Genomic DNA, 13454 nt, shown 5'->3' with positions numbered 1-13454 from the left:
GTCACCCGCAGGAGGTTAGGGCCGTGGATGTAAGCGCCGCCGGGCAGGCGATCCTGCTCGCCGCCCTGGCCTGTGCCGTGTGGTCGACCGGCACCTCCGCCCTGGGCGTCAAACGAAACGACAACCGGCTGGCGGCATCGGGCGAGCGTTCCCTGTTCGCCACCGGGTTTTTCATCCTGGCCGCCACCGTGCTGCTGGTCTACGCGTTCTACGCCAGGGACTTCTCCCTCAAGTACGTGCAGGGGTACTCGAGCCGCTCCACCTCCCCGATTTTCACATTGACCGCCCTCTGGTCCGGCATGGAGGGCTCCCTGCTCTTCTGGACCCTGCTCACCGCCCTCTACGCGGTGACGGCGGTGGCGGTGCAGCGCAGGCGCCGGCCGGACCTGACGCCGGTGGCGACCGCGGTGCTGGCGTGCATCCTGGCCTTCTTCGCCGGGGTGCTGGTGTTCGCGGCCAACCCGTTCACCCCGATCTCACCCATTCCGGGCGACGGGCGGGGGCTCAACCCGCTCCTGCAGTCCCCGTTCATGGCCATCCACCCGGCGATGCTCTACCTGGGCCTCACCGGCTTTGCCGTCCCCTTCGCCTTTGCCGTCGCCTCGCTGGTCACCGGCCGGCTCGAGGCCGGCTGGTTCACCTCCACCCGGCGCTGGACCGTGCTGGCCTGGTCGTTTCTCACCGTTGGCATCATCCTCGGCGGCGCCTGGGCTTACATGGAGCTCGGCTGGGGCGGCTACTGGGCCTGGGACCCGGTGGAGAACGCCAGCCTGCTCCCGTGGCTCACCGGCACCGCGTTCCTGCACTCGGTGATGATCCAGGAGCGCCGGCAGATGCTGAAGATCTGGAACGTCGCGCTGATCCTCGGCACCTACTGCCTTGCGATCTTCGGGACCTTCCTCACCCGGTCCGGGCTGCTGAGCTCGGTCCACACCTTCGCCGAGTCGCCGGTCGGGAAGATGTTCCTGCCTTTCCTGGCGGTGATGCTCGTCTCAGCCTTCGGGCTGCTCGGCTGGCGCTACGAGAAACTCCGGTCGCAACGCCACCTGGAGACGATGTTCAGCCGGGAGGCGATGTTCCTGTTCAACAACCTCCTACTGGTCACCATCGCCCTGACCGTCCTGTGGGGGACGCTTTACCCGATCATCGTCGAGTCGGTCACCGGGTCGAAGATCTCGGTGGGTCCGCCCTTCTTCAACACCGTCGTCGCGCCGATGGGCCTGGCGCTTCTCGCCCTGACCGGCATCGGGCCGCTGGTCGCGTGGCGCCGGGCCTCCTGGGCGAGCCTCCGGCGGCAGATGTTCCTCCCACTGGTGGGAGGGGCGTCGACGGTTATGTCGCTGGCGGCGAACGGCGTGCGCTCGGCCGGGGCGATGTTCGGCCTGGGCCTGACCGCCTTCGTAGCCGTGGCCACGATCTCCGAGTTCGCCCGGGGCGCCCGGGCGCACAAGGGAACCGGCCTGTTTGCCTACCCGAAGGGGCTGGTTACCGTAATCTCCGGCAACCGGCGGCGCTACGGCGGGTACATCGTTCACCTCGGCGTGGTGCTGATCTGCCTGGGGATCTCGGGGACTGCGTTCCGGGAGTCCTGGTCGGGCACCATGGCACCGGGCGGCACGTTCGAAATCGGACGGTACGAAGCCACCTACGTGCGGTCCCGCGTCTACACCACCGACGAGAAAGCGGTCCGCATGGCGGTCATGGACATCTCGGAAAACGGCGAGAGGGTCGGGCGGCTCACGCCCCAGCGGAACATTCACCTCGCCCAGGACCAGGCCCAGTCGGAGATCGGCCTTAGGACCTCCCTGACCGACGACCTCTACCTGGTGCTCACCCAGATGGACGACAACGGGCGGATAACTCTCCGAGCGTGGGTCAACCCGCTGGTGGCGTGGATCTGGATCGGCGGCTGCTTCATGGCGTTGGGGATGGCGGTCATCCTGTCCGGCAAGCCCCCCGAGCAGCGCAAAACCGCAGCCTCCGGCGGCAAAGCCAAAGAATCGGTACCGGTGCCGGTATGAGGGTGTGGCCCCTGGCGGCCATAGCCGTTCTCGGCGGCCTGGCGCTGGGAGTGGCTCTCACCTCCGGTCCCGACCCCGACGCGGTCCCCACCTCCGACGAGGTCGCCGGCCGCATGATGTCGCCCTTCTGCCCCGGCCTCACTCTTGACGAGTGCCCCTCGGACCAGGCCAGCCGGCTGCGGGCCGAAGTGGACGAGATGGTTCGCCGGGGCGACACCAACGCCGAGATCGACCGGTGGATAGTCGACAACTTCGGCGAGGTCGCCCTCGCCCGGCCAGGCGGTTCGCTGGCCTGGGTCGCCCCTCCCCTGGCCGTGCTGGCGGGGCTGGGCGTGGTGATGCTCTTCCTCCGGCGCCGGACCGGCGGCGGGGAGGCCGGGCCCGAGCCCAGTGCGACGGTGCCCGAGTTGAGCGAACAGGACGAAAAGCTGTTCGACAGGGACTTCAAGAACTTCAAGCGGGGATCGGAATGATCGAGCAGGTAGTGGTGGGGCTGGTCGTGGCCGCTGCCGTCGCCTGGATCGTGAGGCCGCTCCTGGGGCGCCGCCGGGCCCTTCGGGGGCCGGCCGAAGATCGACGCACGGCCGACCTTCTGGAGGAGAAGTCCAGCGTCTACCGGTCGATCCTGGACCTGGAGCTCGACCACGAGATGGGGAAGATGGACGACGAGGACTACGTCCAGCTCCGTCGGCAGAGCAAGGCCGAGGCCCTGGGAATCATCCGGGAGCTCGAGGGCGAGGCCGAGGCGGAAAGCGAGCAGGCGACCCTCGAGGCGGAGATCCAGGCCGCACGGGCCCGCCTGCGCAAGAAGTGATCCTTCCGGCCGAACCATCCAGTCGTTCGATCAACCGGCGGGCCGCAGCGGTAGCCCTGCTGGCGTTCGCCGTCCTCGCCCTGCCGCGAGTTGCCCTGGCGGCGACACCCGGCCGGGTGGTTATGGGGACCGCCGGGGCCGCACTCCCCGGAGACCTTCGGATCACGGTTCTGCAGAACGACGACGAAGGCGTTCCTCAGGGGCAGCCGGTTTTTGCACCGGTCGCCGCCGACGGCTCGTTCACCTTCGAGGCCGACCCGGCAAAGAGCCACCTGGTCGGCCTGTTCTACGGAGGGGTCGCCTACAGCCAGGTGGTCGAGGCCGGCCGGACCGACCCGGTCGAGCTGAAGATCTACGAGACCACCGACGATGTGTCAGTGGTGAAGATCACCTCGGACTCCATGACCGTCCTCCAGAACACCGAGGAGGGCCAGGGCAACGTCCTGGAGGTGCTCCAGCTGCTCAGGTACCAAAACGACTCCGACCGCGCCTTCATCGGCTCCGAGTCGGACCAGGCGGAGCCGGAACCGAGCCCAGCCGGGTCGCCGGCTCCTCAGCAGAGGCAGGTTCTGAAGCTCCCGGTCCCCGAGTCGGCCTACGACCTGGCGCCGGCCGACGCCGCCAACGGCGCCGGGCTGGCCACGTCCGGGGAGGGCCGTCTGGTCACCACCTCGGCTTTCCCGCCCGGCGAGGCCTCGGTCGCCTACCTGTTCAAGGTCAAGGTCCCCCGAACCGGCTGGCAGCTGCGGCGCGAGGTCTACCACCCGACCGAGCACGCCGACCTGCTCATCGGCAAACGGCTGGTGCTGACCGCTGCGCCCGGGTTCGAGTTCGAGGAGTCCAAAACGCTCGGCGGCGAGTCGTACAACCGCTACCGCAGCGGAGAGCTGAACCCCGGCTCGGTGATCGAGGCCGACATCGGCTTCCCCGATGAGGGCACCGACGGGGTGTGGATCGGTTTCGCCGCCGGGGTCGCGGTGCTGGCGCTTCTGCTCGGCCTGGCTACGGTCCGGATGCGCCGCAGAAGGGCGGCCAAAGCGGCGGCCGGAAAGCCGGCTGCCCCCGCACCTCAGCCGAACCGGCCCACCCGCGAGGTCCTGATCGAACAGATCGCCGAGCTGGACGAGCTATTCGAGTCGGGGGCGATCGAGAAGGACGACTACGAATCCCAGCGTGCGGCTCTTCTCGCCCGGCTGAGCGCTCCGGCGGACAGCTGACCCCCCACCGGTGATAGTCCTCGACGGCGTCAGCAAGAAGTTCGGCCGGGTCCGGGCGTTGAGCAACCTCACACTCGAGATCGAAGAGGGGGCGACCGTCGCCCTGCTCGGCGCCAACGGCTCCGGTAAGTCGACCCTACTCAAGATCGCCGCCGGGCTGTTGAAGCCGACCTCGGGAACCGTAACCCTCGCCGGCAGGGCACCCCGGAACGCCAAAGCGCAGATCGGGTACCTCGGGCACGAGCCTTTCCTCTACCGGTACCTGTCGGCACCGGAGAACCTGCAGTTCTACGCCGACCTGTACAGGGTCGACCGGGCGAAGGTGCCGGGCCTGCTGGAGCAGGTGGGCCTCGAGCACAAGGGCAGCGCGCTGGTCCGCACGTTCTCCCGCGGGGAGTCACAGAGGCTGGGCCTGGCCCGGGCCCTGCTGCACGACCCTGACATCCTCCTGCTCGACGAGCCCTTCTCCGGGCTGGACGAGGCGAGCGCCGGCGGGCTCCCCGCGCTGATCTCCCGGCCCGGGAGGACCACGCTGCTCACCACGCACGACCGGGCGAAGGCGATGCAGATCGCCGGACGGCTCGTGGACCTGGACGGAGGGCGGCTCGTTTGAGGACTGTGCTGGCGCTGGCCGCGAAGGACCTGAGGGGTGAGTCGCGGGCCAGGCAGATCGCCCCGGTGATGCTGGTATTCGCCCTCTGCCTGGTTTTCCTGCTGACCTTCGCCCTGCCGCCGGGCGCCCTCAGGGCCCCGGTGCCGGTGCCGGTCGCCGGCGCCCTGTCGGCCCGGGACATAACGGGGCTGCTGCTGTGGACCAGCATCTTTTTCGCTGCGGTCATCGGGTTTGGAAGGAGCGCTGCGGCGGACCGCGAGACCTCGGCCGCCGACGGTCTGCTCCTCGCCCCCGTGGACCCCGCCGCCCTCTACACCGGCAAGCTGATTGCCAACGTGGCCTTTCTGCTGGCAACCGAGATGGTTGCAATCCCGCTTTTTATGCTTTTCGCCAACATCGCGCCGGGGTCGCTGTTCCCGCAGATCCTTCCGGTGATGCTTGTGGCCAGCCTGGGAATGGCCGCGGTGGGCACCCTGTTCGGCGCAGCCACCCAGCATGCGGAGGCCCGGTCGCTCATGCTGCCGCTGCTCACGTTCCCGTTGACCCTGCCGGTGATCCTGGGAGCCTCCAAGCTCACCTCCACGCTTCTGATCGAGAACGGGTTCGGTAACGAACTGCGCTGGTTTATCCTTCTGGCAGTCTTCGACGTGATCTTCCTGACTCTCGGAGCCGTGACCTTCGAATTTGTGATCGAGGAATGAAAAAAGACCCACTCCAGCTCACGCAAACGATTCTGGCCGCCGCGTTCCTGACGGGCCTGGCCCTAATTTTCTTCTGGGTTCCCACCGAGGCCTTCCAGGGCGTGTCGCAGCGGATCCTCTACGTCCATGCGCCGTCCGCATGGGTCGCCTACCTGGCGTTCGGGGTGGTTCTGGCCTGCTCGGTCGCCTACCTCAAGACCTCCGAGTCCCGCTGGGACTGGGTCGCCCAGGGCAGTGCCAGGGTCGGGGTTCTCTTCACCGGCATCACGCTGATCACCGGCGCCATGTGGGGGAAGCCCATCTGGGGGGCGTTCTGGGCGTGGGACCCCCGGCTCACCTTGACCCTCGTCCTGTTTCTCATCTACCTCGGGTACCTGACCTTCCGGGCGAACGCCAGCGACGAGACCCGGGGCGCCCGCATCGGCGCGGTCATCGGCATCGCAGGGTTCATGGTGGTGCCGCTCGTGCACTTCTCGGTCGACTGGTGGCGGGGCCAGCACCCGTCCCGCACCGTGATCCGCCCCGAAGCCTCGGCCGCCCTGCCGCCGGAGATGCAGATCGTGCTGGTCCTGATGTTCGCGGTCTTCACGCTTTTGTACCTGGTCCTGCTTGCATTGGGGGTCAGGGTGATCAAGCTGGAGGACGAGGTCATGGAGCTCGAGAGCGACTCTTTGGAGAACGCGGTCATAACCCACCGCGCTGCGGGTAGTCTTTAGCCCGTGAACATCTGCCGCCGCACCCCCCGGGCCTGACATGGACGGCCTCGGCTTTCTGGGACTCGCCTATCTGCTGGTTTTTGCGGCGATTGTTATGTTTCTTTTTTCGGTTTCCAGGCGTCAGCGGGCGCTCGAAAAGCGCATCGACGAGTTGCGGGCTTCTGAAAAAAAGGGCGCGGCAAAGTAGAGTGTCGGCTGTGCAGTTAGTGGCCGAAGTGTCGCCAGGACCGTCGGCTATAATGCGCCCGACGCCGACACACGAACCGAACGGCGGAACAGACCAAAGAGGGAACCACTTACTTTGAGCAAACAAACTGACAAGCCGATGACCTGGGTCCGGGCGATCATCCTGTCCACGATCATCACGGGAATTTTGATCGTGACCCTGGGTTTTCTGCCGTCGATGTTCCGCTACGCCTGGGACGGAAACTCCGAGTCCATCGCGGCGTTCATCAAGAGTGTCTCGGGCATCGAGTTCAAGGACCCCTACACCCTGGTTCGCATCCACGATGCGATCACCATGGGCGTCCAGACCTTCATTTTTGCAATTCCCGTAGCTGCGACCTACATCCTGGGTGAGAAGCGCCGCCGGCGCCTCGGCCTCAGGGGCAGCGAGGGCGTTAAGGGATACCTCCCCGGGAAATGACATACCCGCAGGATCCGTTTAGCGAGAAGAACGACATTGAGAAGCCGCGCCTGCGCACCGACTACGTCATGCAGGACGTCGAAGCTTCCTGGGTCAAGTCCGTACGCAAGCCGCCCCGGTACATCGGGCTCATTCCCGAACTGTGTATTCTCTGCGAGGGCTGCGTCGACATCTGCCCCTGGTACTGCATCTTCATGCTCACTCCCAACATCGTTGCGGAGGCCGGCTCGGAAGAGATAGCCCGGGACATGAAAGCCAATGACATTTTGTTCGTGATTGACGACGATGCGTGCACCCGGTGCCTGCTGTGCGTTGAAAGGTGTCCCACGGGGGCGCTGACCATCGGCAGGCTGGAGGCCCAGAAGGCTCCGGCGAGGGCGATGGGCAAGGTTTCCGGCGCAACTTCGTAGCAACCTAAGACACAAGGAGAACGGGTTGGCGGCAAATCTGAAAGAAAAGCTTGGTGGCCTGCGCCACCCGGGCGCTCTGGCAAAGGGTGCTTGGGACGGCCTGAGAGGCGGCCAGGTTTGGCGTTCCATCTTCAGGCCCGGATCGGTCCTGACGAAGGGATACCAGGACTCCCCACGTAACCGCGCTTACGTGATCATGAACTCCGTCCTGTACCACCTCCACCCGGTGAAGGTGAAGCGGCACGGAATCAAGCTCTCGTACACCTTGTGTCTGGGCGGCCTTTCCTTCTTCCTGTTCATCTTCCTGACGATCACCGGAATCTTCCTGATGTTCTTCTACCGGCCCTCGACCGAGGTCGTCTACACCGACATGGTCGGGCTGGCAACCTCGGTGGCGTTCGGCCAGCTGGTGAGAAACATGCACCGCTGGAGCGCCCACCTGATGGTCGTCACCGTCTTCCTGCACATGTCCCGGGTCTTCTACACCGGCTCCTACAAGCCGCCGCGGGAGTTCAACTGGGTCATCGGAGTCGTTCTGCTGCTCCTCACACTGCTCCTGGCCTTTACCGGCTACCTGCTGCCCTGGGACCAGCTGGCGATCTGGGCGGTCACCGTCGGCACACAGATGGGTTACGAGTCGCCGCTGGTTGGTAAAGAGGTCTCGTTCATCCTTCTCGGAGGCGTTCAGATCGGTGCCGGGACTCTGATCCGCTGGTACACGCTGCACGTGCTTGCACTGCCGTTTGTCATCACGCTGCTGATGGCCGTGCACTTCTGGCGAGTCCGCAAGGACGGCGGAATTTCGGGACCACTATGATCTGCACCACTCCACGACGGACTAGGACGAACTGATGCCCACTCCTGACGAAATATTCGACCAGACGCTGGCCGAAGAAAATGCCAAGGGCTCATCCCCGGCGGTTGCCGAGGCTCGAGCCAAGGCTGCACGGCACCGCGCCAAGAAGGCTGCTGCAGGCGGGGGAGCTCCCAAGACTCCTGCTGCTGACAAGCCCGCTGCCGCTGATGAGTCTGCCGAGAAACCCGCGGCTGCTGCTGCTTCGGCACCCGAGCCCGCAGCCGTAGCTGCTGCTCCGGCTGCTGCCGCCGCCTCTGCTCCGGCAGCCGCCCCTCCTGCTGCGGCTCCGGCCGCCGGTGGACGCAGGGCGGCGGCAAGGGCAGGCGTAGGGGCCGGCGACGCCGCTCCCGAGCGTCTGCAGCGTCTGCTGGCGGTCGTCAAGCCGGAATCTATCCAGAGAGTCGAGAAGGAGCCCATCGACCGGGTCAACACCTGGCCGCACCTGATGGCGGGCGAGTTCCTCGCCGTTCTGGCGGTAACTGCGCTTCTGACCATCGTCTCCGTTTTTGTGAACGCCGAGCTTCGTGAGCTTGCCAACATCAACGTCACACCGAACCCCTCCAAGGCGCCGTGGTACTTCCTCGGACTGCAGGAGCTGCTTCGTTACTTCCACCCGCAGGTGGCGGGCGTTTCGATTCCGCAGTGGCTCATCCTGGGCCTGATGGCAACGCCGTACATCGACCGGAACCCGTCCAACAAGCCCGGTGACCGGAAGCTGGCCATCTCGATGTGGACCATCTTCATGCTCATGTTCGCAATTCTCGGCATGCTAGGGTCGATCATGAGAGGCCCTGGATTCAACTTTGTCTACCCATGGGACGCGGGGATATTTTTCGAGCTATGACACCTATTCAGTTCGCCCTCATCATTGCCCTGGCCTCTCTTCTGGCCTGGATTCCTTTTGCTCTCATCGGCGCCCGCAGCCGCAAAGCCGGCGCGGTCACCGAAGGCCAGCTCGAGGTACAGCCGGTTTCCGACGTCACCGACGTCGGCCGCCGCAAGTTCCTCCTGCGGGGCGTAGGGTTTGCCTCCCTCGCCTTCCTGGGGCAGTTCGCCCTGGCCTCCATCGACTTTTTGTACCCCCGCCTGCGGGGCGGATTCGGCTCGAAGATCACCGTCGGCAACGAGGACGACCTTCGCGCCGAGCTCGCAAGCCGGGAGCCCAAGTTCATCCCGGACGGCCGTTTCTACCTGACCCTGTACGAAGGCGACCCGGCCGACGCGGCCGACGTTCCCGCCTACAAGGCAGCCAACGTCGATGTCTCCGGCTTCATGGCCCTCTACCGCAAGTGCGTTCACCTGGGCTGCAGCGTTCCGTGGTGCCCGCCCGCAAAGTGGTTCGAGTGCCCGTGCCACGGCTCGAAGTACTCCGTGAACGGCGAGTACCGGGATGGCCCGGCGCCTCGCAGCCTCGACCAGTTCAGGGTCGAGGTGGTGGACGGCGAGATCATCGTCGACACCGCCACCATCATCGCCGGAGCCCCCCGGGGAACCATCACCACGCAGCCGCAGCCTGAAGGGGCTCACTGCGTTACCGCCTAAAACTTTGACCGTTCGAACAGCAAGTTAGCAGGAGATCATGGGTCAGCTACTTATCGCAGTTCTAGTTGGAGGCATTGCCGCCGGCGCCGCCCTGGTTGTGCTCAGGACGCGCTCGGGATCCGGCAACAAGTCGAAGGTGCCCCCGGCCCTCAGGCCGGCAGACATCGACGCAGTGCTGGAGTCGTCACGCCTAACCAAGATCCACGGCTGGGGCCTGGCCCTCACGCTGTTCTTTGCCTTCTTCATGCCGGCCTACTGGGTGCAGGAGCCCCAGAACCGCCTGGACAACGAAAAGGAGTTTGCCGAGGAGTCGCTCGAGCGGGGCGAGGAGTACTACGCCCTGACCACCAACCAGCAGACCGGAGCCACCAACTCGAAGGGCAAGGAGTGCGCCCGCTGCCACGGCGAGGGTGCCGAGGGCGGAACCAACGAGTTCCTCAACCCGGACACCGGGACCCGATCCATCGTGCAGGTGCCCGAGCTCAAGACCGTGTTCGCCCGCTACGAGGAGCCGCCTCCCGGCTTCGAGGATGCCCGCGCCTACATCCGCGAGACCATCGAACGTGGACGCCCGGGAACCGACATGCCCACATGGGGCGGCGAGTACGGCGGCCCTCTGACCGAGCAGGAGCTTGACGACATCGTCAACTGGCTCGAGAGCATCCAGCAGGAGGCGGAGGTGGAGGAGGGCGCCACCGGCGACCAGATCTTCACCCAGTTCTGTTCCACCTGCCACGGTATCGGCGGCGCCGGAGGATCCGGTCCTGCGATGAAGGGTGGGTCCGAGTCGGCGATGTTCCCGAACATCGAAGATCACAAGACCTTCGTGAAGGAAGGCTCCAAGCCCGGACAGCCCTACGGCACGTCCGGCCAGGGCACCGGAGCGATGCCCGCCTGGGGCGGAACCCTCACCGATGAGCAGATCCAATTGGTTGTGGATTACGAGAGGAGCCTGTAGATGCTTCTCGGATTGGGAGCAAGCCGTTGAATACCTCCGACATCGCACTACTCGCTACCGAGGCCGCGACCTCCGGAGGCAGCGGTACCTTCATCAAGGGGATTGCAATCACCATCGCGTTCATCGTCGTCTTCGTGGGCAGCGTCTGGCTGCTTACGTCGATGATCCTGGGTGCCAAGCTCGGCTACTTCGTAACCGGCGCCTGCCTGTTTGCGGTGATGACGCTTCTTTCGGCCATCTGGTTCGCCACGGGCCTTGGCCCGAAGGGTGAAGCTGGTTTCTGGGGTGATCTGGGAACGGACACCGCATGGCATCCGGCGGCGGTCGGTCCTGAGCTGGACGAGGTCGACACCCGGTGGGGAACCTGGGACACCGCGGACTACCCCGACGGCGAAGGCTGGGAGGAGCCCGAGGAGGACGTCCACCTGGCCGACCTCGAAGGGGGCGACGACCTGGCCTCCGAGCTGGAGAACGCCGACCCGGTAATGGAGGCGCTGGTGATGGAGGCCACGAGCCCCATCCCCGGTGTCGTCGAGTCGGTCGAGGACATGACCAAGGGCGACATCGCACTCGACCCTGAGAAGTTCTCAACCACCGACGTCAGGATGAAGGAAGTCGACGTGGCCGGGAAGGACTCCGTCCTCGCAGTCGGCCGGGCGGTCGCAATCGAGCAGATGATGTCCGGCGACCTGGGCGGCAAAGCCGAGGGCACCGTCAAGGAGTTCCTGGTCGAGGAAGGCACGGATGTGACTCCGGGAATGCCCATTCTCGAGGTCGACGCCGAGGGCCAGACCATCACGCTCAACGCCGACAAGACCGGCAAGCTCATCGACTACGGATTCCGCAAGGACGACGCCATCAAGCCGAACGTGCCTTTCGCCACACTGGACATGACCGGACAGCCGGGCGCTCCGGACGATGCCTTGGTCGCAGCAGTGCGGGTCCGGGGATCGGTACGGGTGCCGGCGTTCATCTACCTGGCGATCAGCGTGATCCTGATGATCGCCCACCTGATCGGCGTTTCGAAGATCGAGAAGGAAGCGCGGCTGACCCAGCCTCAGATCGCTTAGAAACAAAGCCCCGACGAAAGGCCCGGCCACCCGGCCGGGCCTTTTTGTTTTGCCGAGCTAGAGGCCCCGCGCCTCGTCCACCAGTTCCGCAATCTCGTCCGGGTTCATCCCCGCCTCGAATGCAGGCACACCGCCGACCTCCACCACGGGGATGCGGATGCCGTACTCGGCGAACAAGCCGGGGTCCCGATTGATGTCCACCTCCCGGAACCCGATGCCGGCCCTCTCCAGGGCCGCTTTTGCGTCGTCGCACAGGCAGCAGCCCGGCTTCGTGTAAAGGACCACGTCGCTCATATGCCTATCAGCTCCTCCAGGCCCGCTGCGTCCATCCCCCGCTGGATCCAGGCGGAGATCACGTACACCCGGTTGAAGAACAGGAGCAGCCCGAACGCCACCAGCAGCCCTCCGCTTACCCGCAGTATCGCCTGTTGGTGGCTGCGGAAAAAGGCGAGGGCCCCGGTGAGCCGGGACACGCCGAGCGCCGACAACACGAACGGAATGCCGAGACCCAGCGAGTACACGAACAGCAGGAGCGCCCCCTCCCCCACCCGGTCCGCCTGGGAGGCGATGACCAGCGTCGCGCCGAGGGTCGGGCCGATGCAGGGAGTCCACCCGAGCCCGAAGCTCAGGCCCATCAGGTAGTTGCCGGTGTAGGTGCGCCCCCGCCTCATGTCCAGGCGCTTCTCCCGATAGAGGAAGGGGAGCGGCAGCAGGCCCATGAAAGCCAGCCCCATCAGAATGACCAGCACGCCTGCAATACGGGTCAGGATCAGCTGGTGGTCCCTCAAAAGCGAGCCGGCCAGGCTGGCCGAGGTCCCCAGGGCAACGAAGATGGTCGAAAAGCCGGCAACGAACAACAGAGTCGGCCCGAGCAGCCGGCGGACCGGCGCGTTGCCCTCCCGCACCATCTCCAGCGACATCCCTGACATGTAGGAGAGGTAGCCGGGCAGCAGGGGAAGTACGCAGGGAGAGAGGAAGGAAGCGGCCCCGGCGATAAAGGCGATCGGCAGCCCGACCGAGGCGTCAGCCACGATCCACGCCGGTCCCGCTCAGCTGCTTCGCAAAAGCCCGCCGCGCAGCGCTAACCTCCCGAGGAACCATTGGTCGCCACCACCGCGCCCTGCGCCTCGGCAACAGCCGCCTTTCGGCCGGGCGGCGTGCTCGTGCGGAGAAACCCCAGGTACATGACCGTCACGCCCACCGCCAGGCCCACCGCAAACACCGTTCCCTGGCCCTGCCGGGCGAAGGCGCTTCCCAGCGCCACCACGACAGTCCCTGCGGCGATCAGGCCGTTACCCTGCGCCAGTCGCTTGAACCGCTCCCCCGGCTTGCGTGCGAGCTTCACCGCCGACCAGATTGCACCGGCCACGACGATCAGGAAGCCGGCGTAGGAGTAGTAGCGGGACAGCGCACGGACGGCGGGGGCCATGACCTCTGAGCCCATGGGGATCGCGCCCGAGATCCTGAGCGGCGCCTCGACCAGTTCGGCCGACATAACTGCTACCGCGCCGTAAAGCGATGCCGCCGCCACCAAAAGTGCCGCCAGGTGGCCCACCCGGCGCGGGAAATAGAGATAGAGGGTACCCAAAGCCAGTATCGGCACGTTTACCAGGGCGCCGAACAGATAGTACAACCGGAAGATGGAACCGGACCAGCCGGCGAGCATGCCCACCGCGGCAAACACCGAAGCGGCGGCAAAGGTGCCCAGCGCGATGCCCCAGGCCAGCTGGTGAGGACCACGCCGGCGGGCAAACTGGCGGAGGAGTGAGGCTGAGAATGTGCCGCTTACCAGTGCAGCAGCCAGAGGAAAGAGACCCATCACACCTACACCCTAACTGCGAAACTTCAAGTAATGTGAATTGAAGGCCAACCGCGCGCCATGCCGCCCGG

At 65.8% G+C, this 13454-nt stretch carries 18 protein-coding genes; 15 read left to right on the top strand and 3 right to left on the bottom strand.

What is annotated here, in order from left to right:
- The first annotated feature begins 23 nt into the window (after positions 1 to 23).
- The 15 genes from VFV09_09690 to VFV09_09620 all read left to right on the top strand — a co-directional run bounded on the left by VFV09_09690 (position 24) and on the right by VFV09_09620 (position 11564).
- Complete coding sequence (locus VFV09_09690; protein ID HEU4867989.1) at positions 24 to 2021, top strand: heme lyase CcmF/NrfE family subunit; 1998 nt, start codon at positions 24 to 26, stop codon at positions 2019 to 2021.
- The gene (locus VFV09_09685) at positions 2018 to 2494 is read left to right on the top strand and encodes a cytochrome c-type biogenesis protein CcmH (GenBank protein HEU4867988.1); all 477 of its coding nucleotides are present in this window, start codon (positions 2018 to 2020) and stop codon (positions 2492 to 2494) included. Before VFV09_09690 ends, VFV09_09685 begins: the two co-directional genes overlap by 4 nt.
- A complete protein-coding gene (locus tag VFV09_09680) occupies positions 2491 to 2835 on the top strand; it encodes a hypothetical protein (protein ID HEU4867987.1) in 345 nt (114 codons plus the stop codon). Before VFV09_09685 ends, VFV09_09680 begins: the two co-directional genes overlap by 4 nt.
- On the top strand, positions 2832 to 4052 hold the full coding sequence (locus tag VFV09_09675) for a hypothetical protein (GenBank protein HEU4867986.1): 1221 nt from the start codon (positions 2832 to 2834) through the stop codon (positions 4050 to 4052). The genes VFV09_09680 and VFV09_09675 overlap by 4 nt, the downstream gene beginning before the upstream one ends.
- A gap of 10 nt (positions 4053 to 4062) precedes the next feature.
- A complete protein-coding gene (locus VFV09_09670) occupies positions 4063 to 4665 on the top strand; it encodes an ABC transporter ATP-binding protein (GenBank protein HEU4867985.1) in 603 nt (200 codons plus the stop codon).
- A gap of 5 nt (positions 4666 to 4670) precedes the next feature.
- Positions 4671 to 5366: a heme exporter protein CcmB gene (locus VFV09_09665; GenBank protein HEU4867984.1), complete on the top strand. Its 696-nt coding sequence runs from the start codon at positions 4671 to 4673 to the stop codon at positions 5364 to 5366.
- Positions 5363 to 6082: a cytochrome c biogenesis protein CcsA gene (gene ccsA / locus VFV09_09660; protein ID HEU4867983.1), complete on the top strand. Its 720-nt coding sequence runs from the start codon at positions 5363 to 5365 to the stop codon at positions 6080 to 6082. The genes VFV09_09665 and ccsA overlap by 4 nt, the downstream gene beginning before the upstream one ends.
- A gap of 37 nt (positions 6083 to 6119) precedes the next feature.
- A complete protein-coding gene (gene ccmD / locus VFV09_09655; GenBank protein HEU4867982.1) occupies positions 6120 to 6269 on the top strand; it encodes a heme exporter protein CcmD in 150 nt (49 codons plus the stop codon).
- A gap of 114 nt (positions 6270 to 6383) precedes the next feature.
- Positions 6384 to 6728, top strand: coding sequence for a hypothetical protein (locus VFV09_09650; protein ID HEU4867981.1), 345 nt, complete (start codon positions 6384 to 6386; stop codon positions 6726 to 6728).
- Positions 6725 to 7138: a 4Fe-4S binding protein gene (locus tag VFV09_09645; protein HEU4867980.1), complete on the top strand. Its 414-nt coding sequence runs from the start codon at positions 6725 to 6727 to the stop codon at positions 7136 to 7138. The genes VFV09_09650 and VFV09_09645 overlap by 4 nt, the downstream gene beginning before the upstream one ends.
- Before the next feature lie 100 nt (positions 7139 to 7238).
- Complete coding sequence (extP, locus tag VFV09_09640; GenBank protein ID HEU4867979.1) at positions 7239 to 7955, top strand: selenite/tellurite reduction operon b-type cytochrome ExtP; 717 nt, start codon at positions 7239 to 7241, stop codon at positions 7953 to 7955.
- Between the two features lie 34 nt (positions 7956 to 7989).
- Positions 7990 to 8838 (top strand): menaquinol-cytochrome c reductase cytochrome b subunit, encoded by an 849-nt coding sequence (locus VFV09_09635; GenBank protein HEU4867978.1) that lies wholly within the window; start codon positions 7990 to 7992, stop codon positions 8836 to 8838.
- Entirely contained in the window at positions 8835 to 9536 is a 702-nt protein-coding gene (locus tag VFV09_09630) for a ubiquinol-cytochrome c reductase iron-sulfur subunit (GenBank protein HEU4867977.1), read from the top strand. The genes VFV09_09635 and VFV09_09630 overlap by 4 nt, the downstream gene beginning before the upstream one ends.
- A 37-nt stretch (positions 9537 to 9573) precedes the next feature.
- Positions 9574 to 10494 carry a c-type cytochrome gene (locus tag VFV09_09625; GenBank protein ID HEU4867976.1) on the top strand — a complete coding sequence of 307 codons (921 nt, stop codon included), beginning with the start codon at positions 9574 to 9576 and terminating at the stop codon, positions 10492 to 10494.
- A 26-nt stretch (positions 10495 to 10520) separates the two neighbouring features.
- Positions 10521 to 11564, top strand: a complete 1044-nt coding sequence (locus VFV09_09620) for a hypothetical protein (GenBank protein HEU4867975.1) — start codon at positions 10521 to 10523, stop codon at positions 11562 to 11564.
- A gap of 57 nt (positions 11565 to 11621) precedes the next feature.
- Here VFV09_09620 and VFV09_09615 read toward each other — a convergent pair whose 3' ends face one another.
- Genes VFV09_09615 through VFV09_09605 form a run of 3 tightly spaced genes read right to left on the bottom strand, consistent with a single transcriptional unit; the run spans position 11622 to position 13383 of the window.
- Positions 11622 to 11858 carry a glutaredoxin family protein gene (locus VFV09_09615; GenBank protein ID HEU4867974.1) on the bottom strand — a complete coding sequence of 79 codons (237 nt, stop codon included), beginning with the start codon at positions 11856 to 11858 and terminating at the stop codon, positions 11622 to 11624.
- Positions 11855 to 12595: a cytochrome c biogenesis protein CcdA gene (locus VFV09_09610; protein ID HEU4867973.1), complete on the bottom strand. Its 741-nt coding sequence runs from the start codon at positions 12593 to 12595 to the stop codon at positions 11855 to 11857. The genes VFV09_09615 and VFV09_09610 overlap by 4 nt, the downstream gene beginning before the upstream one ends.
- A 50-nt stretch (positions 12596 to 12645) precedes the next feature.
- On the bottom strand, positions 12646 to 13383 hold the full coding sequence (locus VFV09_09605; GenBank protein HEU4867972.1) for a hypothetical protein: 738 nt from the start codon (positions 13381 to 13383) through the stop codon (positions 12646 to 12648).
- Positions 13384 to 13454: the final 71 nt, after the last annotated feature.

The sequence above is a fragment of the Actinomycetota bacterium genome (genome assembly GCA_035759705.1).
GTDB lineage: Bacteria > Actinomycetota > CADDZG01 > JAHWKV01 > JAHWKV01 > JAJCYE01.
The sequence above is the reverse complement of the archived record's forward strand: the minus strand, read 5'-3'. Positions and strand labels throughout refer to the sequence as shown.